This window comes from Kosakonia cowanii JCM 10956 = DSM 18146, from assembly GCF_001975225.1.
GTDB lineage: Bacteria > Pseudomonadota > Gammaproteobacteria > Enterobacterales > Enterobacteriaceae > Kosakonia > Kosakonia cowanii.
Genome location: NZ_CP019445.1, coordinates 1697382 through 1722965 on the forward strand (window position 1 = coordinate 1697382; position 25584 = coordinate 1722965).

The following is a 25584-nucleotide window of genomic DNA, read 5'->3' on the forward strand; positions in this document are numbered from 1 at the left end:
CCTTAATCGGAGGGTGATATGGCAATGACTTACCACCTGGATGTCGTCAGCGCAGAGCAACAGATGTTCTCTGGTCTGGTCGAGAAAATCCAGGTAACGGGCAGTGAAGGTGAACTGGGTGTTTTCCCGGGTCACGCACCGCTGCTCACCGCCATTAAGCCTGGTATGATCCGCATCGTTAAACAGTTCGGTCATGAAGAGTTTATCTATCTGTCCGGCGGCATTCTCGAAGTGCAGCCTGGCAGCGTGACCGTTCTGGCTGATACAGCAATTCGTGGCCAGGATCTCGACGAAGCGCGAGCTCTGGAAGCGAAGCGTAAAGCAGAAGAGCACATTAAAGGCTCTCACGGTGACGTGGATTACGCTCAGGCGTCTGCAGAGCTGGCGAAAGCTATCGCGAAACTGCGTGTTATCGAGTTGACGAAGAAAGCGATGTAACACCGGCTTGAACGTTAAAAAGCCAGTCTGGTCTCCAGGCTGGCTTTTTTTATGGCTGCGTTTCAGGGAAAATGAAACTAAAAAGGTGTTTTAATATTTTGTGATAAATGTCACAAAAATGTTGATCGATTTAACAGCGAGGCGTAGACTCCTTTTCTGTGATGTACATCACATAACCAAATCCAAAAAAGGAAGCCATCATGAAACTGATCAACAAAATCATCGCTATGTTCAGCAACATGAACGTCTCTTTCGGCACGTTCAATCACTGATTGCTGTGATGCCGTGTGGCGCTGCGCTGACTCCACCTGGAGAAGCGAGCGCCATCGGGCTATCACTTCAGCGCCGCCTCCACCGCCGCGCTCTCCAGCTCCTTCCCTTCGCTGTTCACGCTTTTTCCCTGCCTGATAAAGTAGTTGGTGTTATCAATATTCCCGATCACCGCATCGTCATAGCGACCCGGCGCGCTGCGCACCGATTTGTTGCCGCGAAACACGCCCTGCGTTGAAGCGTCGCCATACGGGCTGGGTCGGAAGATAAAATTGAAGCGCTGGTTATCAGCCGCAATGTTGTTCTCCACCAGCAGCCTGCCGGGATTGAAATTATCGGTAAACCCATCCAGATGGTTACCCACCGCTTTGCTGTTACGGATCTGATGCGCCACCGGCTGCCCTTCCCCGCCGAGCTTAAAGCCGTTACTGGTATTATTGCGAGCAATTGAATTCTCGATCACCACTACCCCATTGGCGCCATCTTCTATCTTGTTAAACAGGTCAAAACCGTCATCGATATTGTCATGGGCGTAGCAGCGGATCAGCCGGTTCCCCTCCCCTACGCGCATTTTTACCGCGAAGCCGTCGGCGTTAATCTTGCCCGCATCTTCATTGCCCCAGGACTCTGAATCGACCACCCTGTTATCGCTGGCCCACAGCGCGCGGCCAATCTTCTCCGGGGAGGAGATCTGAATGCCGGTGTCGTCGTTACGCCAGGCAACGACCTTTTCAATCAGGTTATGGCTGCCCTGGATGCGCAGGCTCTTCTCCGTCACCTCAATCCCTTTGATACGCCAGTAGCTGGCATCAAGCAGCAGGCCATGGATCACCACTTTGCCTTCTGCTTCCAGCGTTTTGCGCTGTTTGAGCAGGCCGCTCGCCGTCAGCGGGATTTCGGTATAGGGGTAATCACCCGCCTGCAACACGATTTTGCCGCCCGGCGGCAGCAAGCGGATTGCCGTGGCGATATCCAGCGGTGCGGCGGCGGTGCCGGAACCTTCTGCCGTACCCTGCGGCGCAACATGCAGCGTCAGTGCCACCGGGTCGACCTTCTCAACCTTGATCTGTTGAACTACGGCTTCCCCTCCCGCTTTTGGGGTAAAGGTGAGCGCAAAAGTGGTGTTTTGTTTCAGCCGTGTCGGCAGGGTGTACATCTCGCCCGCTTTTACCGGTTTCTCATTACCGATCACTACTTCATTCTCCCGCACGCTGAAGCTGCCATCGTAGTTGGCTCGCGCCTGGAGCTGGTATTTCTCACTGCCGCTTTGTGCAGGCGAAGCGATTTGCACTACCACCGGTAACACGGGTGGCTGCCAGGGCGCAGAAGCAACCGTGTGAGCTTCAGAGGTGGTTAACGAGGCGTTGGTCACGGTGATTTTCGCATTACGCGAGGCGAAGAAACCAACGTAATAAAATGCTTTGTCCTGTACCGCAATGAGATCGGCGCGTGGGATCTGCTGGCTAACCCATTGCTCGCTCCCGGCAGGTGCCCAGCTGCTGATAAAACCGTTATCAGTGCGCTCGAGCTTAAGCCGGAAAGTCGGTGTCTTACGTAGATCGACCTCTTCCTGATAGCTGGTTTTGACAATCGCTGCGCCGGCGTTGCCCCACGGCTGCGTGATGCCCTCCCGGCTGATGGCCTGCATTTTGACGCGGAAATTATCCTTTTTGTCCTGCGTCATAATGGCATTCATCACCATATTGGAGGCGGCCGGAAACTCTTCATACCCCTCCTGCAATGGCTGCTGGCGCGCGGGGCCGATCACATCGCGCACCAATAAGCCCGCGCCCTCTTGTGCCGCAGGCTTTGCGCCATTTTCCGGGCCAAACTGATCGACGGTGACGTTCGCTTGCAGCGTAAAGTTTGTGCCGACCGGCAGCTTTGTATAGAAGAAGGTGAGGCCATCATGGGAGTTGGCAATTTTACCGCCGCGGCTCTCCAGGGTGATGGGCTTCGACAGATCGGCAATTGTTTCGGGTGTGAGCTTCTTACCCGCGATAGTCACATCATTGACGCCAATCTTTCCGGCAAGCACGTTTGATGAGAAATTGAGATCGGTCGACTGGCCGAAGGTAATAGCTTTCCACGCTGGTGCGGGTTCAGCTAAGGTTGGGGCGCAGATAAGGGAACTGCATATCGCGAGGGCCAGAGGTATTTTATAATTCATTTTATTCTCCTGATGGATAATTGCCGTTTATTATCATCAATATGAAACGGTGTTTCTTTTTTATGGCTCACACTCTTTGCTTAATAAAACGTCGTTTTGTTTTGTGCGATCTTTATTCAGGATGAAAAATAACAGCTAACTCATTGTATAAATGAGCAGCAGTGAAAAATGGAGCGACTTTCTGGCCGTAAACTGCTTTACTCTGCCGATAAAAAGCGCGTTAGTGGGCGCCTGGCATGGAATGTTGCACGTTTCACCAGCACTCCATTTCATGCTACAAAATATGTAGTATTTTCAATATGAAAGAGGTTAACTTCTTTCCCAAATAATAGTCAGGACGAATATGTTGAACTCAAAAATGAGCGTGGTGATCCTTGCGGCTGGCAAAGGCACACGCATGTACTCCGATCTTCCCAAAGTGCTGCATACTCTTGCAGGTAAAGCGATGGTGCAGCATGTCATTGATGCTGCTACGAAATTGGGTGCGGATCATGTTCATCTCGTATACGGCCACGGTGGCGAACTGCTTAAACAGCGCCTCGTAGACGACAAACTTAACTGGGTGCTGCAAGCGGAACAGCTCGGCACCGGTCACGCCATGCAGCAGGCGGCGCCCTTCTTTGCTGACGATGAAGATATTTTAATGCTCTACGGTGATGTACCACTGATCTCCGTCGAGACGCTTGAGCGCCTGCGTGAAGCCAAACCGCAGGGCGGCATCGGACTGCTTACCGTTAAACTCGACGATCCGACCGGTTATGGCCGCATTACCCGTGAAAACGGCGTGGTCACCGGCATCGTTGAGCAGAAAGACGCCACTGAAGCCCAGCGGCAGATTAATGAGATTAACACCGGCATTCTGATCGCCAACGGCGCGGATCTGAAGCGCTGGCTCGCTAAGCTGACCAATAATAATGCGCAGGGTGAATACTACATCACTGACATTATCAGCCTGGCTTATCACGAAGGGCGTGAAATTGCCGCCGTTCACCCGCAGCGCTTAAGCGAAGTGGAAGGGGTAAATAACCGCCTGCAACTTTCGCGTCTCGAGCGTGCGTACCAGGCTGAACAGGCAGAGAAGCTGCTGCTGGCAGGTGTGATGTTGCGCGATCCGGCACGTTTCGATCTGCGCGGCACTCTCTCTCATGGCCGCGATATTGAGATCGACACCAATGTCATCATTGAGGGCAACGTTACGTTGGGTAATCGCGTGAAAATCGGCGCAGGCGTGATCCTGAAGAACTGCGTGATTGGTGATGATTGCGAGATCAGCCCCTACAGCGTAGTGGAAGATGCCCGCCTCGACGTGGAGTGCACCATCGGCCCGTTTGCCCGTTTACGTCCGGGCGCAGAGCTGCTGGCTGGCGCGCACGTGGGTAACTTCGTTGAGATGAAAAAAGCGCGTCTCGGCAAAGGCTCAAAAGCGGGTCACCTGACTTACCTCGGCGACGCGGAGATTGGCGATAACGTTAACGTCGGCGCAGGGGTGATTACCTGCAACTACGACGGTGCCAATAAATTCAAAACCATCATTGGCGATGATGTGTTTGTCGGCTCCGATACGCAGCTGGTGGCACCAGTCACGGTTGCCAAAGGCGCGACCATCGCTGCTGGTACCACCGTTACCCGCGATATCGCCGAAAACGAGCTGGTATTAAGCCGTGTGCCGCAGGTGCACAAGCAGGGCTGGCAACGCCCGGTGAAGAAGAAGTAAAGCAATAAGACCGGATATGCTCAGCGCTATCCGGCATAGATTCAGGGATGAGAGGAAGATAATCCTCCGCCCACCAGGCAGTACCTATAACAATAACCCCACTCTCTACAAGGCTCGGGGCGTCCGCAAAGCGGACACGTACACGGAATGATTCGCGGCGCCGCAAAACGGTTGCCCGATCGCGACGTGTAAACAGGTTGACCGACAACAAAAGGCATAATGCCAAAATCGGAATCAAAAACTATGTGTGGAATTGTAGGCGCAGTCGCGCAGCGTGATGTTGCAGAAATTCTTCTCGAAGGCTTACGTCGCCTCGAATACCGTGGCTATGACTCTGCCGGTCTGGCAGTCGTCGACGAAGAGGGTCATATGACCCGTCTGCGTCGCCTCGGTAAAGTGCAGATGCTGTCGCAGGCGGCGGAAGATCATCCGCTGCACGGCGGAACCGGTATCGCGCACACCCGCTGGGCGACCCATGGCGAACCGTCGGAAGGAAACGCGCATCCGCACGTTTCTGAACATATCGTTGTCGTACATAACGGCATTATCGAAAACCATGAACCGCTGCGCGAAGAGCTGAAAGCGCGCGGGTATGTGTTTGTCTCCGAAACCGACACCGAAGTGATTGCTCACCTGGTGCACTGGGAGCTGGAACAGGGCGGTACGCTGCGTGAAGCGGTACTGCGCACCATCCCGCAGTTACGCGGTGCCTACGGCACGGTGATTATGGATACCCGTCATCCTGAGACCCTGCTGGCCGCACGTTCCGGCAGCCCGCTGGTTATCGGTCTCGGCATGGGCGAAAACTTTATCGCTTCTGACCAGCTGGCACTGCTGCCGGTGACCCGTCGCTTTATCTTCCTCGAAGAGGGTGATATTGCGGAAGTGACCCGCCGTAGCGTGACGATATTTGATAAATCTGGCGTGGAAACCAAACGCCCGGATATCGAATCCAGTCTGCAGTACGATGCGGGCGATAAAGGTATCTATCGCCACTACATGCAGAAAGAGATCTACGAGCAGCCGAACGCTATCAAAAACACCCTGACTGGCCGCATCAGCCATGGCGAAGTCGATCTCAGCGAGCTGGGGCCGAACGCGAACGAGATGCTGTCGAAAGTCGAACATATTCAGATCGTCGCCTGCGGTACCTCTTACAACTCCGGTATGGTCTCGCGCTACTGGTTTGAATCGCTGGCCGGTGTGCCGTGCGATGTGGAGATTGCGTCGGAGTTCCGCTACCGCAAATCCGCCGTGCGTCGCAACAGCCTGATGATCACCCTTTCGCAGTCCGGTGAAACGGCCGATACGCTGGCGGCGCTGCGTCTGTCGAAAGAGCTGGGTTACCTGGGCTCGCTGGCAATCTGTAACGTACCGGGCTCCTCGCTGGTGCGTGAATCGGATCTGGCGATGATGACCAACGCCGGTACCGAAATCGGTGTTGCTTCAACCAAAGCCTTCACCACGCAGTTAACGGTGCTGCTGATGCTGGTGGCGAAACTGAGCCGTCTGAAAGGCCAGGATGCATCTATTGAGCACGATATCGTGCACGGCCTGCAGGCGTTGCCGAACCGTATCGAGCAGATGCTGTCGCAGGATAAACGCATTGAAGCGCTGGCAGAGGATTTCTCTGACAAGCATCACGCGCTGTTCCTCGGCCGCGGCGATCAGTACCCGATCGCGCTGGAAGGCGCGCTGAAGCTGAAAGAGATCTCTTATATTCACGCCGAAGCCTATGCCGCAGGCGAGCTGAAACATGGCCCGCTGGCGCTGATTGACGCCGATATGCCGGTTATCGTGGTTGCACCGAACAACGAACTGCTGGAAAAACTGAAATCCAACATCGAAGAAGTGCGCGCCCGCGGTGGCGTGCTGTATGTCTTCGCCGATCAGGATGCCGGTTTCACCAGCAGCGACAACATGCACATCATTGATATGCCGCACGTAGAAGAGACGATTGCACCGATCTTCTACACCGTGCCGCTGCAACTGCTGGCCTATCACGTCGCGCTGATTAAAGGCACCGACGTTGACCAGCCGCGCAACCTGGCAAAATCGGTAACGGTGGAATAATCCTAAACTAACGTCATCTGCCCATCGGGAGGGTGACGTTAACCGTAGTGTAAATAAGTCCGGATATGCTCCTTAAAAAAGCATACCGGATTTTTTTATGTCTCAAATTCGTATCACGGTTAACCTGGCTGCCGCACCTGACCTGCTTTTCTGGAAAATGTCCGGCAGTGAATCGCTCTCTGAGCCTTTTGAATATGCACTTACGCTATTGGGCGAAGATGCCCGCATCGACCGAAGTCAGATCCTCGGGCAGCCCATCACTATTGATATTCCTGCGCAAGGCGGCGCGGTAAGGCGTTATATCAATGGCAGAGTGACCAGCGTTGCCGTCTCCTCTGTTGAGCTATCGGGGGAGCGTTATGCTGCCTATCAGCTCAGCGTTGAGTCCGACCTCTGGCCAATGCGGCTGGCGCGCGATATGCGTATCTTTCAGGCGCAAACCATCCCGCAGATTGTGCAGACGATGTTGTCCGAACAGGGCATCAAAGTAGACGATCAGCTGACGCAAAGTTACCGGGTGTGGGAATATTGCGTGCAGTACCAGGAGAGCAGCCTGGACTTCATCTGCCGGCTGATGGAGCTGGAGGGGATCAGCTGGTATTTCCGCCACCAGCCGGATAGCCACACTCTGGTACTGGCGGATGCCGGTACCGCTTTTCCTTCTGCGCCGGGTTATGAGGTGATCCCCTATATTCAAACCGCCGCAGGCGGCGTGGCTGATTTTGAAGGCATCAGCCAATGGTCGCTGCACGATCGCGTCACGCCAGGGCTTTTTAGTACCGAAGATTATGATTTTCGTAAGCCCAACGCCTGGCTGTTCCAGGCACGGCAGAATCCCGCCTCGCCCTCTCCCGGCCAGATCGATGTTTACGAATGGCCCGGCCGCTTTGTTGAACAAAATGACGGCGAATATTATGCCCGCATCAAACAGGAGCGCTGGCAGGTTGATCATCAACAGATTTCCGCCACCGCCACCGCAAGCGGGATTGCCGCCGGTCATACCTTCCAGTTAACCCATGCGCCGTTTGCGCAGGATAACGGGCGTTATCTGGTGACAAAAACCGTGCTGCACATTGAGGAGAACCGCTATGCCAGCGGTGATGAGGGCGCCAGCTCGCGGCTGATAAGCTTCAGCGTTATTCCTGCGTCGCTGGTCTGGCGGCCGGAGCAGCGAACCGCCTGGCCTCGCACCTATGGTCCGCAGACAGCCCGCGTTGTTGGCCCCGCCGGGGAGACGATATGGACCGATAAATATGGCCGTATCAAGGTGAAATTCCACTGGGATCGGCTCGGCAAGAGTGATGAAACCAGCTCCTGCTGGGTGCGCGTCTCCAGCGCGTGGGCGGGCCAGGGTTTCGGCGGCGTGCAGATCCCGCGCGTCGGCGATGAGGTGGTGATTGATTTTATTAATGGCGATCCCGACCGGCCCATCGTCACCGGGCGCGTCTACAACGATGCGAATATGCCGCCATGGGCACTACCCGCTGCCGCCACGGTAATGGGGTTTATGACGCGCTCGAAAACCGGAAGCTGTGACAACGCCAGCTATCTGCTGTTTGAGGATAAGCTCGGCGTTGAGCGGGTCGATATGCATGCCGAAAAGGATATGAATATCTCCGTTGAGAACAACCAGGCGATCACCGTTGGCGGCAACCGAAGCCTGACGGTGTCGGGTGAGCTTGCTGATGAGGTGACGAAAAAAGCGGATTTTACATACCACGCTACCCGCACCACGCTGGTGGAGCAGAAGGACACGCGCACGGTGAATAATGGCGAAGAGCTGACGGTCACCAATGGCCGCGTGAAGAGCATCACCAGCGGCGGGGAGAAGGTGACGATCAAAGGGGGACGCGTTGAGGAGATTGAAGGCGCGGCTTCACAACATGTCACTGCGTTAGTGAGCTATACCTTTGATAGCGGCGTCACCTCGACCATTACCGGCGATCGTCAAGAGCAGATTTCTCAACACCTGACGCAGACCATTGAGGGAAATAGCGCGGCCACCATCAACGGCAGGTGGGATCAGACCGTCGCCAAAGGGGCGAAAATCTACTCGCCGAAAACGATCACCATTGAGAGCGCGGAGAAGGTACATATTAAGACGCCGCATGCGTTTGAATATAAAGATCATAAAGAGACGGCATCGCTTTTCTCTTTTGATTTCACCGCCCTCAAGGTCGCTACCGAAGGCTCTTCATTCACCCTGTCAGCGATAAGCAAGGTGGGCTTAACGAGCCTGAAGTTCGATAAATCGGCATTTGATTTAGCCTCGCACGAAGGGCGCGTCGCATTTGGCAAAGCGATGATGCAGTATGGCCAGGTCATGGCGTCGGTTCATGGCTTAACGATGTTTATGTAAGGGATTGAGTATGAAGATTGCGATCGCTTTTTCTGTCCTCTTTATCGTAGGGATGATCGCCTACATCGTTTACCTGTTTAATCGCGATCACCGCATCCAGACTCAGGGGCGCGACCTGCAGGCCACCATCGAAGAGGTGAGCTATATCAGCTCTAATGATAACGGGACTCAAAATATCCGTTACCGGCTGGCGATTCATGATGGGAGCGTGACGCGCTCGGTCGAGGGGAAAGAGACCATTGCTGCGTTCAACTCGCCGAAAATGCAGAAAGGGCAGAAGGTCGATATTAAGTACCTGGATGACCAGCATATTCTGTTTATTTTTGATAAGCAGGAGTCGTCGGCGAACCCGGGGTAATGCGGGATGAAAAAGAGGCTGCCAGGCGGCAACCTCTTTAGACCTTATTTTACTTTCTGGCTCAGGTCAGCAAGCTGTTTCTCAAGGGTGCTGATGCTGCGCTGCATATCATCGACTTTGCGGCTGAGATCGTCATTGCTTCTTTTCAGCTCATCCCTTTCGCGGCTCATCTTTTCAAGGTCACTTTCCATGCCCTTAATTTTATCCTGCTGCTTAGGGTAATCGCGCTGGATCTCGGAAAGGGTTCTTGCGCTGAGATCAGATGCCGGTGAGATATACGTTTTTCCTTGGGCAGACGAGCCCTGTTCATAGGTCATCAGTGTATCGCCCGAATAGTGGTTGGACATGAAATATACGGGTTCATCTGCCGCCTGGCTGAAGGTAGCGGGTAACAACGTTAGCAATCCTGTCGCGAAAACAATGGTTCTGTTCATACTCATCCTTAGTGTCCACTCAGTGGTGTTAACAACGCCTGTTCAACACCGCTATATACATATGAAAACCAGGGTTTGTCTCCTACCTCTTTTCAGTAGCGATGAGGGATAAAAAATCAGCATTGGATGATTGCGAAGTGCGTGGGAAAGCGCGTGGTAGAGGCGGGGATTTTGCGTAAAATTTATTCGGTCAGGGCGAGCAGCCTCGCCTTTTCAGCTACATTTGGATTGTCATAAAAATAAAACATCAGCGAATTGTTAAGGTGTTATCTAACCTTAATCTTTTGATTTTTATAGCCAATAAATATTGGTGCTGCGAAAAGCCGCCGCTGTCATCAAACAGTAACAATCGTTGCATATAACTGTCATCAAAGTGTCCTATTTTGCTCCGAGTAGCAACTCAAACAACGATTTACGATTCCTGCAGGAGACATTATGAACGTTATGCGTACCACTGTCGCAACTGTTGTCGCCGCGACCTTTTCTCTGAGCGCTTTTGCTGTAAATGCCGCAGCTAGCCTGACTGGTGCGGGCGCAACTTTCCCTGCGCCGGTGTATGCCAAGTGGGCTGATACCTACCAAAAAGAGACGGGCAATAAGGTCAACTATCAGGGCATCGGCTCCTCCGGTGGCGTGAAGCAGATCACCGCCAAAACCGTTGATTTCGGCGCATCTGATGCACCGCTGTCTGACGAAAAACTCTCCCAGGAAGGTCTGTTCCAGTTCCCGACCGTCATCGGCGGCATCGTGCTGGCTATTAACGTACCGGGCGTAAAATCTGGCGAGCTGGTTCTCGACGGTAAAACGCTGGGTGATATCTACCTCGGCAAAATCAAAAAATGGGACGACGCGGCTATCGCCAAACTCAACCCGGGCCTGAAACTGCCTTCACAGAACATCGCCGTGGTTCGCCGCGCTGACGGTTCCGGTACTTCATTCGTCTTCACCAGCTACCTGGCGAAAGTGAACGAAGAGTGGAAATCTAAAGTCGGTTCCGGCTCTACCGTTAACTGGCCGACCGGTCTGGGCGGTAAAGGTAACGACGGCATCGCCGCCTTCGTTCAGCGTCTGCCGGGCTCTATCGGTTACGTTGAGTACGCTTACGCGAAGCAGAACAACCTGACCTACACCAAACTGATGTCTGCCGATGGCAAAGCCGTTAGCCCGACCGAAGAGAGCTTCTCTAACGCGGCAAAAGATATCGACTGGAGCAAATCCTTCGCCCAGGACCTGACCAACCAGAAAGGTGCTGATGTGTGGCCAATCACCTCCACCACCTTCATCCTGGTACACAAAGAGCAGGCGAAACCTGAGCAGGGCGCTGAAGTACTGAAGTTCTTTGACTGGGCGTACAAAAACGGCAGCAAACAGGCTAACGATCTCGATTACGCAACCCTGCCGAGCAGCGTTGTTGAACAAGTTCGCGCCGCATGGAAAACCAACGTGAAAGACAGCAGCGGTAAAGCCGTTTACTAATCGCTGATTTTTGAAGAACATGGCGGATGGCGCTTACACCATCCGCCTTACAGATCCTCTGTAGGCCCGGTAAGCGCAAGCGCCTGCGGGCAACTTCGTAAGACGTCAAACTGAAGAGTAATTTATGGCTGCAACCAAGCCGGCATTTAACCCACCGGGTAAAAAAGGCGACATGATCTTCAGCGCACTGGTAAGACTGGCTGCGCTGATTGTGCTATTGCTGCTGAGCGGCATCATCGTTTCGCTGATTTTCTCCTCCTGGCCCAGCATCCAGAAATTTGGTTTCTCCTTCCTGTGGACCAAAGAGTGGGATGCGCCGAATGAAATTTACGGCGCGCTGGTGCCCATTTACGGCACCATCGTGACCTCTGTTATCGCACTGCTGATCGCCGTGCCGGTGAGCTTCGGTATCGCGCTGTTCCTGACGGAACTCTCGCCCGGCTGGCTGAAGCGCCCGCTGGGTATCGCCATTGAACTGCTGGCGGCGATCCCGAGTATCGTTTACGGCATGTGGGGGCTGTTTATCTTCGCCCCGCTGTTCGCGACCTACTTCCAGGAGCCGGTTGGCAATGTACTTTCCAATATTCCGTTTGTCGGCGCCCTCTTCTCCGGCCCGGCGTTCGGCATTGGTATTCTCGCCGCCGGGGTGATCCTCGCGATTATGATCATCCCCTACATTGCGGCGGTGATGCGCGATGTCTTTGAACAGACCCCGGTGATGATGAAAGAGTCGGCTTACGGCATCGGCTGCACCACCTGGGAGGTGATCTGGCGCATCGTGCTGCCGTTTACCAAAAACGGGGTGATAGGCGGCGTCATGCTCGGTCTCGGCCGCGCGCTGGGTGAAACCATGGCGGTGACCTTTATCATCGGCAACACCTACCAGCTCGACAGCGCCTCGCTCTATATGCCGGGCAATAGCATTACCTCTGCGCTGGCGAATGAGTTTGCCGAAGCGGAATCGGGCCTGCACGTTGCGGCGCTGATGGAGCTGGGGCTGATTCTGTTTGTCATCACCTTTATCGTGCTGGCGATCTCGAAATTTATGATCCTGCGCCTGGCGAAAAACGAGGGGGCACGCTGATGGCTACGCTTGAAATGCAGCACACCGCAGAGCTGGCTGAATCCCGTCGCAAAATGCAGGCGCGCCGCCGGTTGAAAAACCGCATCGCCCTGACGCTCTCAATGGCGACCATGGTGTTTGGCCTCTTCTGGCTGGTGTGGATCCTCTTCTCTACCGTAACGCGCGGTATCGACGGCATGTCGCTGGCGCTGTTTACCGAATCGACCCCGCCGCCAAACACCGCGGGCGGTGGTCTGGCGAACGCCCTGGCGGGCAGTGGCCTGCTGATCCTCTGGGCGACGGTAATCGGTACGCCGCTGGGCATTATGGCGGGGATCTACCTGGCAGAGTATGGACGTAAATCCTGGCTCGCCGAGATTATCCGGTTTATCAACGACATCTTGCTCTCCGCGCCCTCTATCGTGGTTGGCCTGTTCGTCTACACCATCGTGGTGGCGCAGATGCAGCACTTCTCCGGCTGGGCGGGCGTGATTGCGCTGGCGCTGCTGCAGGTGCCGATTGTCATTCGTACCACGGAAAACATGCTGAAACTGGTGCCGGATAGCCTGCGTGAAGCGGCTTACGCGCTGGGCACGCCGAAGTGGAAGATGATCTCCGCGATTACGCTGAAAGCCTCTGTCTCCGGCATCATGACCGGCGTACTGCTGGCGATAGCGCGTATCGCCGGTGAAACGGCACCGCTGCTCTTTACGGCGCTCTCTAACCAGTTCTGGAGCACCGACATGATGCAGCCTATTGCTAACCTGCCGGTGACGATTTTCAAATTCGCCATGAGCCCGTTTGCCGAATGGCAGCAGCTGGCCTGGGCCGGGGTGCTGATTATCACGCTCTGCGTACTGCTGTTGAACATCCTGGCGCGCGTCGTCTTCGCCAAGAATCGACACGGTTAATTTTTGCGACGCGGCGAAGGCGGCGTCGAGTTGAGGAAAGAGATAAATGAGTATGGTTGATACTACGCCGGGCAAGATTCAGGTTCGTGATTTGAACTTCTATTACGGCAAATTCCATGCACTGAAAAACATCAGCCTGGATATTGCCAAAAATCAGGTGACGGCGTTTATCGGGCCGTCTGGCTGTGGGAAATCCACGCTGCTGCGCACCTTTAACAAAATGTATGAGCTCTATCCTGAGCAGCGCGCCGAAGGCGAAATCCTGCTGGATGGCGACAACATTCTCACCAATACCCAGGATATCGCTCTGCTGCGCGCGAAAGTGGGCATGGTGTTCCAGAAACCGACGCCGTTCCCGATGTCGATTTACGACAACATCGCCTTTGGCGTGCGTCTGTTTGAAAAGCTTTCGCGCCCCGATATGGACGAGCGCGTGCAGTGGGCCTTGACCAAGGCCGCATTGTGGAATGAAACCAAGGATAAATTGCACCAGAGCGGCTACTCTCTCTCCGGCGGCCAGCAGCAGCGTCTCTGCATCGCGCGCGGCATTGCTATTCGCCCGGAAGTGCTGCTGCTGGATGAGCCTTGCTCGGCGCTGGATCCGATCTCAACCGGCCGTATCGAAGAGCTGATCACCGAGCTTAAGCAGGATTACACCGTGGTTATCGTGACGCACAACATGCAGCAGGCGGCGCGTTGTTCCGATCACACTGCGTTTATGTATCTCGGTGAGTTGATTGAGTTCAGCAATACAGACGATCTGTTCACCAAGCCTGCGAAGAAGCAAACGGAAGATTACATTACCGGGCGCTACGGCTGATTGCCGAACCACAGAGGTGGCAGCCACCTCGTTACCACGTGAAATTTGTCGGGCATTTGGAGTGCACCATGGACAATCTGAACCTTAACAAACATATTTCCGGGCAGTTTAACGCTGAGCTGGAAAGTATTCGCACTCAGGTCATGACGATGGGTGGAATGGTAGAGCAGCAGCTCTCGGATGCGATCACCGCGATGCATAACCAGGACAGCGAGCTGGCAAAGCGCGTTGTTGAAGGGGATAAGCAGGTCAATATGATGGAAGTCGCCATCGATGAGGCCTGCGTGCGCATTATCGCCAAGCGTCAGCCGACGGCGAGCGATTTACGCCTGGTGATGGCGATCATCAAAACCATCGCCGAGCTGGAGCGTATTGGCGACGTGGCGGATAAAATCTGCCGCACGGCGCTGGAGAAGTTCTCCCAGCAGCACCAGCCGCTGCTCGTCAGCCTTGAGTCGTTAGGACGCCATACCGTGCAGATGCTGCACGACGTGCTGGACGCCTTTGCGCGCATGGACATTGACGAAGCGGTGCGAGTCTATCGCGAAGATAAGAAGGTGGATCAGGAGTATGAAGGCATTGTGCGCCAGCTGATGACCTACATGATGGAAGACTCCCGCACCATTCCGAGCGTGTTGACCGCCCTCTTCTGCGCCCGCTCTATCGAACGTATCGGCGATCGCTGCCAGAACATCTGCGAGTACATCTTCTACTTCGTTAAAGGCCAGGATTTCCGCCACGTTGGCGGCGACGAGCTGGACAAGCTGCTCGCCGGAAAAGATCCGAAAGAGTAAGCGCAATAAAAACCCCCTCGTGATGAGGGGGTTTTGCTTCACGCTGACTTACTGAGTAGCTGACCGGCAAGCGTTGCGATCTCATCGCATTGCCACAGCTTCTCCCGCCAGCGGTGCGGGATCCCCTCCACGCCGTACCAGGCACCAGCGAGCTGCCCGGCAATCGCCGCTGTGGTATCCGCATCATCGCCAAGGTTGGTCGCCAGCAGGATCGTCTCTTCGAAACTCTCCCCGTGAGCGAAGCACCAAAGTGCCGCCTCCAGGCTTTGCACGCAGTAACCGGTGCCGAACACCTCCGCACGCGATTTCTGCCGGTAATGCCCTTCGGCGATCTGGCGCAGATTAGCCTGTTCCGGCAGCTGCGCAATATCTGTCAGCGTGTCGGATTTACTCTTGCCCTGTAGCGCATTGATAAGCATCTGCGCGAAGAGACGACAGCTGGCCAGCGCTTCTGGCGCGGCGTGCGTCGTCCGCGATGACGCTTCGGCATACTCCAGCGCCTTTGGTACATCCGGATAGTACCAGAGCACCACCGGCGCCAGCCGCATCAATGAACCGTTGCCCGCCGTGCGCGGATCGCTCGAGCCGGCAAAGGGCTCGCCGTCGTGCGCAAAGCGCTGCAGCGCGGATGAGACAGTCATGCCGATATCAAAACAGGTCCCCGTGGAGCTTAAATAGCCCCACTTCCACCAGTTCAGATAGCGGTTCATCTGATCGGTCGCATCAAACCCTTTACAGGCGATCAGGCTGTGCGCGAGGCAGAGCGCCATTGAGGTGTCGTCCGTCCACTGCCCGGCTTTTAAATGAAACGGGCCGCCGCCGACCATATCGGTGACCGGGGTAAAGCTCTCTCTGGGACTGAACTCTACCGTTGTGCCAACCGCATCTCCGGCCGCAAGGCCGAGAAGGCACCCCTGATAACGCGCAAGTAAATCCGACATCTTTTATTCCTTATTTCGGGCAAGTCGTCAGGAGAAATCTGCCCACAGACGCAGCTTCCCGCAGTGGAGGCAACGGAAGAGGTAGCCCTGACAGTCGCCGCCGTCGCGCAGATACTCCTTTAGTTTGTTGATATCCATACCAAAGGCCCGGCAATCGGCGTCCAGATCGGCAAACTGATCCAGCCTGTCGGCTATCTCTTTCCAGCCAACGTAACCGATAAAGGCGCAGAAATCATTGCAGTGCGCCAGCCAGTGCTCTTGCTGCCAGCCGCAATAGCCGGGTGTGCGTTGCGTCAACTCAGCAACGGTATCTTCCGGCCACGAACTGCTAAAGCCGGTAAATTCGCCCTCATCATCAAACTCCCCTTCGACACCTTCAAGGCTGCAATCATCCTGAAATGTGCCGTTGAATTTCTCTGCTGCTGAGCCATCGGCAATGCACCACGGGCAGAGCGTATCGACATCTTCCGCAGTAAAGAACGGGTTGGTGTAGTAGACGTCTGTTGGCTGTGAGCAACAGGCGCAGGTCACGGTTTTGCCTTCAGAGAAGACGCCCGTTTCCAGGGGCTGTGGATGGTATTTGAATACCGGGAGAGGGCGATTATTCTGGTCCATAAAAACATCCTGTTTTGTAGGTAAGTTAGCGCGTAACAGACCACCCGCGAGCGCGCCACAATGCTGGCAGCTGTGCTAAGTCAGTAAATGTCGTCACTTTTGGGTGATCGATAGGTACGTTATGCGGGTCGGCGCAGAAGTAAAAGACTTCCATCCCTGCCGCAATGCCAGATTGCGCTCCGGCGGCGGAATCATCCACCAGAATGCACTTCTCCGGCGAGACATCGAGTACCTCTGCTGCATGGTACATTAACGCTGGATCGGGCTTCCAGCGCTGGATGTCATAGCCACTGAACAGTTTTTCCGGAAAGTGGTGCAACATCCCAAGTTTACCTAATGAGTGTTGCATTTTGCTCACTGGCCCGTTAGAGACCACGCACATGGGAACGCTAACGGCATCAAGCAGTGCGCTGGCACCCGGAATCACCTCTAGCTCGCTGTCGAACAGCCGCGCTACTTCGGCGCGATAAACCGGCTCAAGCAGCGCTTTATCCAGCGCTTTACCGTGCTCTTCGCCGATAACATCAATAATTTCATACAGTTTCATACCTTTGAAACGCTTAAAGACCTCTTCGAGATCCAGCGTAATGCCAACGGTTTGAAACATATGGACGTATGCGCGGGAACAGATTACTTCGCTATCGACCAGGGTGCCGTCACAGTCGAAAAAGATCGCTTCAATGTGGGACATGCCATTTCCTGTGATTACAAGTTTAACGATTACTTAACGCAGATTGCGGGACGCAATCGTTGCCGTATAAGCAAATTCAATGAAAAAAAGTGCGTGATAACCGTCAATACTGCCTCATTTTGGTATAGGATAGCGACGAATTTTCCCTCCTATTCCGGAAATTGATAATGAGCCAACAACAGACTTCCCAGGCCTCTCGCCCGGGGTTGCTTGACCGCGTGTTCAAACTGCGTGACCACGGCACAACGGCACGCACCGAAGTGATCGCCGGCTTCACGACGTTTTTAACGATGGTCTACATCGTTTTCGTTAACCCGCAAATTTTAGGCGTCGCCGGAATGGATACCAGCGCAGTATTTGTCACCACCTGTCTGATTGCTGCGTTCGGCAGCATCCTGATGGGTCTGGTGGCTAACCTGCCGGTCGCGTTGGCTCCGGCAATGGGATTGAACGCCTTCTTCGCCTTTGTGGTGGTTGGCGCGATGGGGCTCTCCTGGCAGGTCGGCATGGGCGCGATCTTCTGGGGGGCGGTCGGTCTGCTGTTGCTGACCATTTTCCGCGTACGTTACTGGATGATTGCCAATATCCCGATGAGCCTGCGTGTCGGCATCACCAGCGGGATCGGCCTGTTTATCGGCATGATGGGCCTGAAGAATGCGGGTGTGATTGTCGCCAACAAAGAGACGCTGGTCAGCATCGGTAATCTGACGTCGCACAGCGTGCTGCTGGGCGTGCTTGGTTTCTTTATCATCGCTATTCTGGCCTCGCGCAATATTCACGCCGCGGTGCTGGTCTCAATCGTTGTGACCACGCTTTTAGGCTGGCTGCTGGGCGATGTGCAGTACCACGGCATTGTTTCTAAGCCGCCAAGCGTGATGTCGGTGGTGGGCAATGTCGATCTCGCCGGCTCCTTTAACCTCGGTCTTGCGGGCGTGATCTTCTCATTTATGCTGGTGAACCTGTTCGACTCCTCCGGGACGCTGATCGGTGTGACCGACAAAGCCGGGCTGGTGGATGAGAAGGGCAAATTCCCGCGCATGAAGCAGGCGCTCTACGTTGACAGTATCTCCTCTGTCACCGGCTCCTTCTTCGGTACCTCGTCGGTTACCGCCTACATTGAATCCTCTTCGGGTGTCTCCGTTGGTGGGCGTACCGGCCTGACGGCGGTAGTCGTAGGTTTGCTGTTCCTGCTGGTGATCTTCCTCTCGCCGCTGGCGGGAATGGTGCCGGGTTACGCGGCCGCGGGCGCGCTGATTTACGTCGGGGTGCTGATGACCTCAAGCCTGGCGCGTGTGAAGTGGGATGATCTCACCGAAGCGGTACCGGCGTTTATTACCGCCGTGATGATGCCGTTCAGCTTCTCCATCACCGAGGGGATCGCACTTGGCTTTATCTCCTACTGCGTGATGAAAATCGGTACCGGTCGTCTGCGTGAGCTTAGCCCGTGCGTGGTGATCGTGGCGCTGCTGTTCCTGCTGAAAATCGTCTTTATCGACGCGCATTAATCCCTTCTCCCTCTCCCACGTCGGGGGAGGGAAAGTCTTATCCCAACACTTATTCAGATCAACGCTTTTTCGGCGGGCAGGCTGGTGAAACGCATCAGGCGGGAAGCCGGATCGTTGGCGCGGGTCAGCACATCAGTCAGGTAGTGCCACCCTCTCTGGCTATCGAACTCCCAGATGCGCAGGCTCTCAATCGCAGGCGCGACCGCAACTGACCAAATCAGCACATCTTCGGCATCGCACATCACTTCTACCTGCGCATGCCGCGTGACGCGAAGCCGCCCTGAGCCGGGCAGCAGCTGGAGCTGCATCGGGTCGTCCTGCATCTGGTGAATCAGCTTCATCACGCTCTGGCGCAGCGTTAACAGCTGCGTTTGCGCTTCACTGGCATCGTTCTGGTTGTTTATCCACAGCTGCTCATTGTTGCTGAAGGTGTGTTTATGCCCGTGCGGACTGTGGAAGCTGCGCGTCGCGCGCTGTAGCTCCATATCAAGTCCGCACTCACCTTCGGTAGTGATGGCAACGCCAACCAAATTCCCGGCGTAGGCCAGGGAAAAGCTCGGCAAGCTGCTGTCGGCAAAGCGCGGTCGTCCGCTCTCCTCAACCACCATCTCCGGCAATTCGCTGATGCCATAAAGCATAAACATCATCTCTGCGAGCAGCGCCCGGGAAGCGATATAACGGGAGCGGCGATGTTCCGGAAGCTGAGCTGCGGCATCAAGGCATGCCTGAGGGAGCCGGGTCGAGACAAGATGGCCTTCTGAAAGGATCCCTCTTGCAAAGTGTGTCGCCATTTTTCGCTCCGTGATAATGGGCTGCGTGAATCAAATCGACAATCGACATTATCGCCTGTGATGAATAGGTTTTAATGCTAAAAGTCCCATCTGAAAAGTCCTAAGGAGTGATATTTACACTTTCTTTCGTCAATGGGGAGCACTTTCAGAAAAAGTGATGAAATGATGGCTAACGAGCGCTAAAACGCCCGCCAGCCGTGGGATGAGGGATTATTTACCAATACAGAAACTTGAGAAAATCCTGCCCAGCAGGTCATCAGAAGTAAATTCGCCGGTGATCTCGCTCAGGCTCTGCTGCGCCAGGCGCAGCTCCTCTGCAAGCAGCTCGCCCGCCCAGGCACCCAGTAGCTGCGCTTTGCCCTGTTGCAGGTGCTCAGCCGCCATTTCCAGCGCCTGTAAATGACGACGACGCGCAAGGAAGCCGCCCTCCATGCTGGTGTCGAAACCCATGCTCTGCTTGAGATGCTGACGCAGCACGTCCACCCCTTCGTTGGTGCGCGCAGAGAGGCGAACAAGTGAGTGATTGTTCACTTCGCTGATCCCCGGCTGCTCGCCGGTGACGTCTGCTTTATTACGCACCACGGTGATCGGCAATTTTGCCGGTAAACGGGCGATAAAATCAGGCCAGATATCCGCCGGATCGACGGCGTCAGTGGTGGTGCCGTCAACCATAAACAGTACGCGGTCCGCCTGCTCAATCTCCTGCCAGGCGCGCTCAATCCCGATTCGCTCTACTTCGTCGCTGGCTTCGCGCAGCCCGGCGGTATCGATAATGTGCAGCGGCATACCGTCGATATGGATATGTTCACGCAGCACATCGCGCGTGGTACCGGCGATATCAGTGACGATCGCCGCTTCGCGACCGGCCAGCGCGTTAAGCAGGCTCGATTTCCCGGCGTTTGGACGCCCGGCAATCACTACTTTCATCCCTTCACGCAGCAGGCTGCCCTGGCGCGCTTCGGCGCGAACCGCATCGAGATCGCTTATCACATTATTAAGCTGTGCTTCGATTTTGCCGTCGGAGAGAAAGTCGATCTCCTCGTCCGGGAAGTCGATTGCCGCTTCGACGTAGATGCGCAGGTGAGTGAGTGCTTCCACCAGATGATTAACGCGGGCGGAAAACGCGCCCTGCAAGGAGTTGAGCGCCGAACGCGCGGCCTGCTCGGAGCTGGCGTCAATCAGGTCGGCAATCGCTTCTGCCTGCGCCAGATCGAGTTTGTCATTGAGAAACGCGCGTTCAGAGAACTCGCCCGGTTTAGCGATGCGCAGCCCGGGCAGCGTCAGAATACGCTTTAACAGCAGATCGAGGATCACCGGGCCGCCGTGGCCCTGTAGTTCCAGCACATCTTCACCGGTAAAGGAGTTGGGGCCGGGGAACCACAGCGCAATGCCCTGATCGAGGGCGCTGCCGTCGGCATCCTGAAACGCAAGATAGTCGGCATAACGCGGTTTCGGCAGCTTGCCCAGCACCGCCTGCGCGACGTCGCGCGCTTTCAGGCCGGAGATACGCAGGATGCCCACACCACCGCGTCCCGGTGGGGTTGCCTGGGCGACGATAGTGTCGTTATGGCTCATGGTTTATTTTCCAAAATCTCAAAATAAGAAAGGCGGTCAGTTGACCGCCTTGTCTGAATCTTACAAGTAATACGCAAAATAATTTAAATTGCAGGAAGGCGGCAAGCTTGTGAGTCCCCAGAAGTTTACATCAGTAAACGACTGGGGTGAGCAAGTGCAGCCAACGCACATGCAGCTTAAAGAATGAAGCGTATTAAGAGCTTTTCTTCTCGCGGCTATGGAGACCACGTTTCTCCAGACCACGGTAAATCAGCTGCTGCTGCAGAATGGTTACCAGGTTGCTGACGATGTAGTACAGCACCAGACCTGACGGGAACCACAGGAAGAACACCGTGAAGATGACCGGCATAAAGGTCATGATCTTCTGCTGCATCGGGTCGGTCACGGTGGTCGGCGACATCTTCTGAATGAAGAACATCGTTACGCCCATCAGGATCGGCAGGATGTAGTACGGGTCTTGCGCAGAGAGATCGTGGATCCACAGCGCGAACGGCGCATGGCGCAGCTCAACGGAGCCCATCAGCATGTAGTAGAGCGCAAGGAAGATTGGCATCTGGATCAGCAGCGGGAAGCAGCCGCCCAGCGGGTTCACTTTCTCCGCTTTGTACATCGCCATCATTTCCTGGCTCATACGCTGCTTATCATCGCCCAGACGCTCACGCATAGCCTGAATCTTCGGCTGCAGCATGCGCATTTTCGCCATCGAGGTGTACTGCGCTTTGGTCAGCGGGTACATGATGCCGCGCACGATAAAGGTGATCGCGATGATAGAGAAGCCCCAGTTGCCGAGGAAGCTGTGGATCCATTTCAGCAGCTTAAACAGCGGCTGAGAGATGAACCACAACCAGCCGTAATCCACGGTCAGATCCAGGTGCGGCGCCGCAGCGGCCATCTTGTCCTGAATCTCCGGGCCGACCCACAGGGTGCTGTTCAGTAAGCCAGTCTGGCCTGCTGCGATAGTAATCGGCTGAGATTTGTAGCCGATGGCCGCAACGCCGTTGCCCAGATTCGCGGTGTAGAAGTTATTCGCGCCGTCGTTACGTGGGATCCACGCCGTGGCGAAATATTGTTGCAGCATCGCAACCCAGCCGCCTTTCGAGCTGACGTTCAGGTTTTCGTCATCGGCGATGGTGTCAAACTTGTACTTCTCATACTTGGTGTCCGGCGTGGAGTACGCCGCGCCGCGGAAGGTGTGCAGCGCAAAGTTGCTGCTGCCGGTATCGCGGTGAGAAGGGAGTTTGATGGTTTGCTTCAGCTGACCAAAGGTGGCCACCTGCAGCGGTGTCGCACCGGCGTTTTTCACGCTGTAGCCAACGTTCACCGCATATTCACCGCGTTTCAGGGTGAAGGTTTTGGTGAAGGTGTTGCCTGCCGCATCGGTATAGGTCAGCGGGATCGCCAGCTCGTTCTGGCCTTCTGCCAGTACAAACGCATCTTTATCGACGTTATACAGCGGGCGTGGGCCGTTAGCCGGGTTGTCCGGGCCGTTCTGGCCGGTCAGACCGCTCTGCGCCTGGTAGACAAACTCAGGCGTGGTTTCCAGTAACTGGAACGGCTCGGTCGCACCCAGCTCTTTCGGGTACGTCGGGAGCAGTGCCTGCTCAACATCACCACCACGGGTGTTGATGGTCAGCTCAAGCACGTCGGTTTTAACCGTAATCAGTTTCCCCTGGCCACTGGCCGGAACGCTCTGGTCGGCTGCGTTACCCGCTGCGGTGGTCGTAGTCTGCGTGGTCTGCTGCTGCGCCGGAGGAGGATTTTGTTCCTTCTCCCACGTTTGCCAGATCATGAAAGACACGAACAACAAAGCGATGATAAAAAGATTGCGTTGCGAATCCATCGTTAGTGTTCTCTGGTTTTAGAAGGTCCTGGCGGGACGGGATCGTCGCCACCCGGATGTAAAGGGTGGCATTTTAATACGCGTTTCACTGTCAACCAACTGCCTTTTAACACCCCAAACCTGCGCAAGGCCTCAATTCCATAGTGAGAACAGGTAGGGGTGAAACGGCAGTGCGGCCCGAGTAGCGGACTAATCAGGCGTTGGTAGACCCGTATAAGGGCTATCAGGACCCTTGAGCCTGGCGACAATGGCGGCGCCATAATTTTTCCAACGCTTCCGTGAGAGCACGGTTATCGAGGTCGGCAACCCCTTTCTTTGCCACCACCACAAAATCCATGGCCGGCAGGTCATGTTGGTGCAAACGAAAACTTTCACGCGTCAGACGTTTAATCCGATTGCGTTCATGTGCGCGTTTGACATTTTTCTTGGCGACGGTAAGACCGATACGGGGATGCCCCAGCGAATTCAGGCGGCCGAGGATGGTGATTTGCGGCGTGCCAGCCCGTTGTGGCTGCTGGAAGACGAATGTGAAATGAGTGGGAGTTAACAAACGTAACTCCCTGGGAAAAGCGAGCTTAACCACTCAGGGGTTAGCTTTTATTACTTGGAAACGGTCAGACGTGCGCGGCCTTTAGCGCGACGACGAGCCAGAACCTGGCGACCATTTTTAGTAGCCATACGAGCACGGAAGCCGTGAGAACGGTTGCGCTTCAGTACGGACGGTTGAAAAGTGCGTTTCATGGCGATTTCTACCTAAACTTGAATAAATTCACTGACTTTTGCGTATGCCCGAACGAATATCGAACGACCGGCGCGCAAGCCATGGGTAATTAAAGAGGCCGGATTGTAATAATTGTACACTCCGGAGTCAATTCTCTTTCCTTATAGCGCACGTATTTTTGCACAGATCTGCGCAAAAACTAAGCGGCTTCCGGCGCCTGAAAAGAGTAAGACGCGCCGGGGGCAGAATTATACGGGGCAAATGGCAAAGCGCAAGGATCCGCCTGGATCTTCCTTAGATCGTTTATGGGATTATTCGGCGAAAACCATTTAATTTTCCAATATGCGGCCTAAATCTTCCCGCACCCATGCCTGGATCGTTTACACTTAGCGCGTTCCGGATCGGCCTGTGGATAAATCGTGAAGAATCTGTGAGAAACAGAAGATCTCTTCGGCGGTTTACGCTATGATCCGCGGTCCCGATCGCGATCCACGATCGCTCTGGGGCAAAAACCGTAAACAGCGGTTCGCACATCACCCCGCTGGGTCTTATCGATGTGTGTCAAAAAAGATTAATGTCTCTGTCTTTACTATTTATCGATTTACGTTCGAGTGGAGTCCGCCGTGTCACTTTCGCTTTGGCAGCAGTGTCTTGCCCGATTGCAGGATGAGTTACCAGCCACTGAATTTAGTATGTGGATCCGCCCGTTGCAGGCGGAACTGAGTGACAACACGCTGGCTTTGTATGCGCCAAACCGTTTTGTGCTTGATTGGGTAAGAGACAAATACCTTAATAATATCAACGGCCTGCTTAATGAATTCTGCGGGGCGGACACGCCACAGCTGCGTTTTGAAGTGGGCGCTCGTCCGGCTAACCAGACATTGAGAGAGCCTGCCACCGTTGCCGCGCCCGCTCAGGCGGCGCAGGTCGTGATTCCGCGCGCTGCGCCTGTCGCCCGTTCAGGCTGGGACAACGTGCCCGCACCGGCGGAACCGACCTACCGCTCAAACGTCAACGTCAAACACACCTTTGATAACTTCGTTGAAGGTAAGTCGAACCAGCTGGCCCGTGCGGCGGCCCGCCAGGTGGCAGACAACCCCGGCGGCGCTTACAACCCGCTCTTTTTATATGGCGGCACGGGTCTCGGTAAAACGCACCTGCTGCACGCGGTGGGTAACGGCATTGTGGCGCGTAAGCCGAATGCCAAAGTGGTGTATATGCACTCCGAACGCTTTGTCCAGGACATGGTAAAAGCCCTGCAAAACAATGCGATCGAAGAGTTTAAACGCTACTACCGCTCCGTTGATGCCCTGCTGATCGATGACATTCAATTCTTTGCCAATAAAGAGCGATCCCAGGAAGAGTTCTTCCACACCTTTAACGCCCTGCTGGAAGGCAATCAGCAGATCATTCTCACCTCGGATCGTTATCCGAAAGAGATCAATGGCGTTGAGGATCGTCTCAAATCCCGCTTCGGCTGGGGGCTGACCGTGGCGATCGAGCCGCCGGAGCTGGAAACCCGCGTTGCGATCCTGATGAAAAAGGCTGACGAGAACGATATCCGTCTGCCGGGCGAAGTGGCCTTCTTTATTGCCAAGCGCCTGCGCTCCAACGTGCGTGAGCTGGAAGGGGCACTGAACCGCGTTATCGCCAACGCCAACTTTACCGGGCGCGCCATCACCATTGATTTCGTGCGCGAAGCGCTGCGCGATCTGCTGGCGCTGCAGGAGAAGCTGGTCACCATCGACAATATTCAGAAGACGGTGGCGGAGTATTACAAGATTAAGGTGGCAGATCTGCTGTCGAAGCGACGCTCCCGTTCCGTTGCACGCCCGCGCCAGATGGCGATGGCGCTGGCCAAGGAGCTGACCAACCACAGCCTGCCGGAAATCGGCGATGCCTTTGGCGGCCGTGACCACACCACCGTACTGCATGCCTGCCGTAAGATTGAGCAGTTGCGTGAAGAAAGCCATGATATCAAAGAAGATTTTTCCAATTTAATCCGAACTCTCTCTTCGTGACGCT

General features: G+C 55.1%; 23 protein-coding genes. 12 read left to right on the plus strand and 11 right to left on the minus strand.

Translation table 11 applies throughout. The features are described from left to right. The first annotated feature begins 18 nt into the window (after positions 1-18). Positions 19-438 (plus strand): F0F1 ATP synthase subunit epsilon, encoded by a 420-nt coding sequence (locus BWI95_RS07860; protein WP_042714842.1) that lies wholly within the window; start codon positions 19-21, stop codon positions 436-438. A gap of 334 nt (positions 439-772) precedes the next feature. On the opposite strand, the gene BWI95_RS07865 is transcribed toward BWI95_RS07860, so the two are convergent. Continuing rightward, positions 773-2878 (minus strand): right-handed parallel beta-helix repeat-containing protein, encoded by a 2106-nt coding sequence (locus BWI95_RS07865; RefSeq protein ID WP_076769281.1) that lies wholly within the window; start codon positions 2876-2878, stop codon positions 773-775. A gap of 343 nt (positions 2879-3221) precedes the next feature. On the opposite strand from BWI95_RS07865, the gene glmU reads away from it, so the two are divergent. The 4 genes from glmU (at position 3222) to BWI95_RS07885 (ending at position 9382) form a co-directional block, all read left to right on the plus strand. Continuing rightward, a complete protein-coding gene (gene glmU / locus BWI95_RS07870) occupies positions 3222-4592 on the plus strand; it encodes a bifunctional UDP-N-acetylglucosamine diphosphorylase/glucosamine-1-phosphate N-acetyltransferase GlmU (RefSeq protein WP_076769282.1) in 1371 nt (456 codons plus the stop codon). Positions 4593-4835: 243 nt separating this feature from the next. After that, positions 4836-6665, plus strand: a complete 1830-nt coding sequence (gene glmS, locus BWI95_RS07875) for a glutamine--fructose-6-phosphate transaminase (isomerizing) (protein WP_054803525.1) — start codon at positions 4836-4838, stop codon at positions 6663-6665. 97 nt (positions 6666-6762) lie between these two features. After that, positions 6763-9024 carry a type VI secretion system Vgr family protein gene (locus tag BWI95_RS07880; protein WP_076769283.1) on the plus strand — a complete coding sequence of 754 codons (2262 nt, stop codon included), beginning with the start codon at positions 6763-6765 and terminating at the stop codon, positions 9022-9024. A gap of 10 nt (positions 9025-9034) precedes the next feature. Next, positions 9035-9382 (plus strand): hypothetical protein, encoded by a 348-nt coding sequence (locus BWI95_RS07885; RefSeq protein ID WP_042714846.1) that lies wholly within the window; start codon positions 9035-9037, stop codon positions 9380-9382. 44 nt (positions 9383-9426) lie between these two features. Here BWI95_RS07885 and BWI95_RS07890 read toward each other — a convergent pair whose 3' ends face one another. Further along, positions 9427-9816: a hypothetical protein gene (locus tag BWI95_RS07890; RefSeq protein WP_128483958.1), complete on the minus strand. Its 390-nt coding sequence runs from the start codon at positions 9814-9816 to the stop codon at positions 9427-9429. 435 nt (positions 9817-10251) lie between these two features. On the opposite strand from BWI95_RS07890, the gene pstS reads away from it, so the two are divergent. The 5 genes from pstS to phoU all read left to right on the plus strand — a co-directional run bounded on the left by pstS (position 10252) and on the right by phoU (position 14880). After that, a complete protein-coding gene (pstS, locus tag BWI95_RS07895) occupies positions 10252-11292 on the plus strand; it encodes a phosphate ABC transporter substrate-binding protein PstS (protein ID WP_076769284.1) in 1041 nt (346 codons plus the stop codon). Positions 11293-11416: 124 nt separating this feature from the next. Next, the gene (gene pstC, locus BWI95_RS07900) at positions 11417-12376 is read left to right on the plus strand and encodes a phosphate ABC transporter permease PstC (RefSeq protein WP_076769285.1); all 960 of its coding nucleotides are present in this window, start codon (positions 11417-11419) and stop codon (positions 12374-12376) included. Then, the gene (gene pstA, locus BWI95_RS07905; RefSeq protein WP_076769286.1) at positions 12376-13266 is read left to right on the plus strand and encodes a phosphate ABC transporter permease PstA; all 891 of its coding nucleotides are present in this window, start codon (positions 12376-12378) and stop codon (positions 13264-13266) included. The genes pstC and pstA overlap by 1 nt, the downstream gene beginning before the upstream one ends. A gap of 46 nt (positions 13267-13312) precedes the next feature. Beyond that, the gene (gene pstB / locus BWI95_RS07910; RefSeq protein ID WP_042714852.1) at positions 13313-14086 is read left to right on the plus strand and encodes a phosphate ABC transporter ATP-binding protein PstB; all 774 of its coding nucleotides are present in this window, start codon (positions 13313-13315) and stop codon (positions 14084-14086) included. Positions 14087-14154: 68 nt separating this feature from the next. Further along, positions 14155-14880, plus strand: coding sequence for a phosphate signaling complex protein PhoU (gene phoU, locus BWI95_RS07915; RefSeq protein WP_042714854.1), 726 nt, complete (start codon positions 14155-14157; stop codon positions 14878-14880). A 38-nt stretch (positions 14881-14918) separates the two neighbouring features. Here phoU and BWI95_RS07920 read toward each other — a convergent pair whose 3' ends face one another. From BWI95_RS07920 to yieH, 3 genes are read right to left on the minus strand one after another with little or no spacing between them, the layout of a single operon-like run. After that, complete coding sequence (locus tag BWI95_RS07920; RefSeq protein WP_054803528.1) at positions 14919-15821, minus strand: ADP-ribosylglycohydrolase family protein; 903 nt, start codon at positions 15819-15821, stop codon at positions 14919-14921. Positions 15822-15848: 27 nt separating this feature from the next. Then, positions 15849-16436 carry a PF03691 family colicin E2 tolerance protein CbrC gene (gene cbrC, locus BWI95_RS07925; protein WP_076769287.1) on the minus strand — a complete coding sequence of 196 codons (588 nt, stop codon included), beginning with the start codon at positions 16434-16436 and terminating at the stop codon, positions 15849-15851. Positions 16437-16461: 25 nt separating this feature from the next. Next, a complete protein-coding gene (gene yieH / locus BWI95_RS07930) occupies positions 16462-17127 on the minus strand; it encodes a 6-phosphogluconate phosphatase (RefSeq protein ID WP_042714857.1) in 666 nt (221 codons plus the stop codon). A gap of 167 nt (positions 17128-17294) precedes the next feature. On the opposite strand from yieH, the gene BWI95_RS07935 reads away from it, so the two are divergent. Then, complete coding sequence (locus tag BWI95_RS07935) at positions 17295-18632, plus strand: NCS2 family permease (RefSeq protein WP_042714859.1); 1338 nt, start codon at positions 17295-17297, stop codon at positions 18630-18632. Positions 18633-18685: 53 nt separating this feature from the next. On the opposite strand, the gene BWI95_RS07940 is transcribed toward BWI95_RS07935, so the two are convergent. From BWI95_RS07940 to rpmH, 6 genes are all read right to left on the minus strand, one after another. After that, a complete protein-coding gene (locus BWI95_RS07940; protein WP_076769288.1) occupies positions 18686-19423 on the minus strand; it encodes a 4'-phosphopantetheinyl transferase family protein in 738 nt (245 codons plus the stop codon). Between the two features lie 210 nt (positions 19424-19633). Then, positions 19634-20998, minus strand: a complete 1365-nt coding sequence (gene mnmE, locus BWI95_RS07945) for a tRNA uridine-5-carboxymethylaminomethyl(34) synthesis GTPase MnmE (protein WP_054803529.1) — start codon at positions 20996-20998, stop codon at positions 19634-19636. Between the two features lie 193 nt (positions 20999-21191). Continuing rightward, positions 21192-22838, minus strand: coding sequence for a membrane protein insertase YidC (gene yidC / locus BWI95_RS07950; RefSeq protein ID WP_054803530.1), 1647 nt, complete (start codon positions 22836-22838; stop codon positions 21192-21194). A 2-nt stretch (positions 22839-22840) separates the two neighbouring features. After that, positions 22841-23098, minus strand: coding sequence for a membrane protein insertion efficiency factor YidD (gene yidD / locus BWI95_RS07955; RefSeq protein ID WP_076769289.1), 258 nt, complete (start codon positions 23096-23098; stop codon positions 22841-22843). Next, positions 23062-23421 carry a ribonuclease P protein component gene (gene rnpA / locus BWI95_RS07960; RefSeq protein ID WP_076769290.1) on the minus strand — a complete coding sequence of 120 codons (360 nt, stop codon included), beginning with the start codon at positions 23419-23421 and terminating at the stop codon, positions 23062-23064. The genes yidD and rnpA overlap by 37 nt, the downstream gene beginning before the upstream one ends. 17 nt (positions 23422-23438) lie before the next feature. After that, complete coding sequence (gene rpmH, locus BWI95_RS07965; protein ID WP_000831330.1) at positions 23439-23579, minus strand: 50S ribosomal protein L34; 141 nt, start codon at positions 23577-23579, stop codon at positions 23439-23441. 603 nt (positions 23580-24182) lie between these two features. Between rpmH and dnaA the strand changes: the two genes are divergently transcribed. Then, positions 24183-25580, plus strand: coding sequence for a chromosomal replication initiator protein DnaA (gene dnaA, locus BWI95_RS07970; RefSeq protein WP_054803532.1), 1398 nt, complete (start codon positions 24183-24185; stop codon positions 25578-25580). Positions 25581-25584 lie beyond the last annotated feature (4 nt).

Bases quoted from the DNA above. Each gene is read 5' to 3' on its own strand.
- glmS (WP_054803525.1), top strand. From the start codon at position 4,836: ATGTGTGGAATTGTAGGCGCAGTCGCGCAGCGTGATGTTGCAGAAATT.
- cbrC (WP_076769287.1), bottom strand. From the start codon at position 16,436: ATGGACCAGAATAATCGCCCTCTCCCGGTATTCAAATACCATCCACAG.
- BWI95_RS07920 (WP_054803528.1), bottom strand. From the start codon at position 15,821: ATGTCGGATTTACTTGCGCGTTATCAGGGGTGCCTTCTCGGCCTTGCG.
- BWI95_RS07880 (WP_076769283.1), top strand. From the start codon at position 6,763: ATGTCTCAAATTCGTATCACGGTTAACCTGGCTGCCGCACCTGACCTG.
- BWI95_RS07940 (WP_076769288.1), bottom strand. From the start codon at position 19,423: ATGGCGACACACTTTGCAAGAGGGATCCTTTCAGAAGGCCATCTTGTC.
- BWI95_RS07865 (WP_076769281.1), bottom strand. From the start codon at position 2,878: ATGAATTATAAAATACCTCTGGCCCTCGCGATATGCAGTTCCCTTATC.
- yidD (WP_076769289.1), bottom strand. From the start codon at position 23,098: ATGGCGCCGCCATTGTCGCCAGGCTCAAGGGTCCTGATAGCCCTTATA.
- yieH (WP_042714857.1), bottom strand. From the start codon at position 17,127: ATGTCCCACATTGAAGCGATCTTTTTCGACTGTGACGGCACCCTGGTC.
- glmU (WP_076769282.1), top strand. From the start codon at position 3,222: ATGTTGAACTCAAAAATGAGCGTGGTGATCCTTGCGGCTGGCAAAGGC.
- rpmH (WP_000831330.1), bottom strand. From the start codon at position 23,579: ATGAAACGCACTTTTCAACCGTCCGTACTGAAGCGCAACCGTTCTCAC.
- BWI95_RS07890 (WP_128483958.1), bottom strand. From the start codon at position 9,816: ATGAACAGAACCATTGTTTTCGCGACAGGATTGCTAACGTTGTTACCC.
- BWI95_RS07885 (WP_042714846.1), top strand. From the start codon at position 9,035: ATGAAGATTGCGATCGCTTTTTCTGTCCTCTTTATCGTAGGGATGATC.
- phoU (WP_042714854.1), top strand. From the start codon at position 14,155: ATGGACAATCTGAACCTTAACAAACATATTTCCGGGCAGTTTAACGCT.
- pstB (WP_042714852.1), top strand. From the start codon at position 13,313: ATGAGTATGGTTGATACTACGCCGGGCAAGATTCAGGTTCGTGATTTG.
- pstC (WP_076769285.1), top strand. From the start codon at position 11,417: ATGGCTGCAACCAAGCCGGCATTTAACCCACCGGGTAAAAAAGGCGAC.
- pstS (WP_076769284.1), top strand. From the start codon at position 10,252: ATGAACGTTATGCGTACCACTGTCGCAACTGTTGTCGCCGCGACCTTT.
- BWI95_RS07935 (WP_042714859.1), top strand. From the start codon at position 17,295: ATGAGCCAACAACAGACTTCCCAGGCCTCTCGCCCGGGGTTGCTTGAC.
- pstA (WP_076769286.1), top strand. From the start codon at position 12,376: ATGGCTACGCTTGAAATGCAGCACACCGCAGAGCTGGCTGAATCCCGT.
- yidC (WP_054803530.1), bottom strand. From the start codon at position 22,838: ATGGATTCGCAACGCAATCTTTTTATCATCGCTTTGTTGTTCGTGTCT.
- BWI95_RS07860 (WP_042714842.1), top strand. From the start codon at position 19: ATGGCAATGACTTACCACCTGGATGTCGTCAGCGCAGAGCAACAGATG.
- mnmE (WP_054803529.1), bottom strand. From the start codon at position 20,998: ATGAGCCATAACGACACTATCGTCGCCCAGGCAACCCCACCGGGACGC.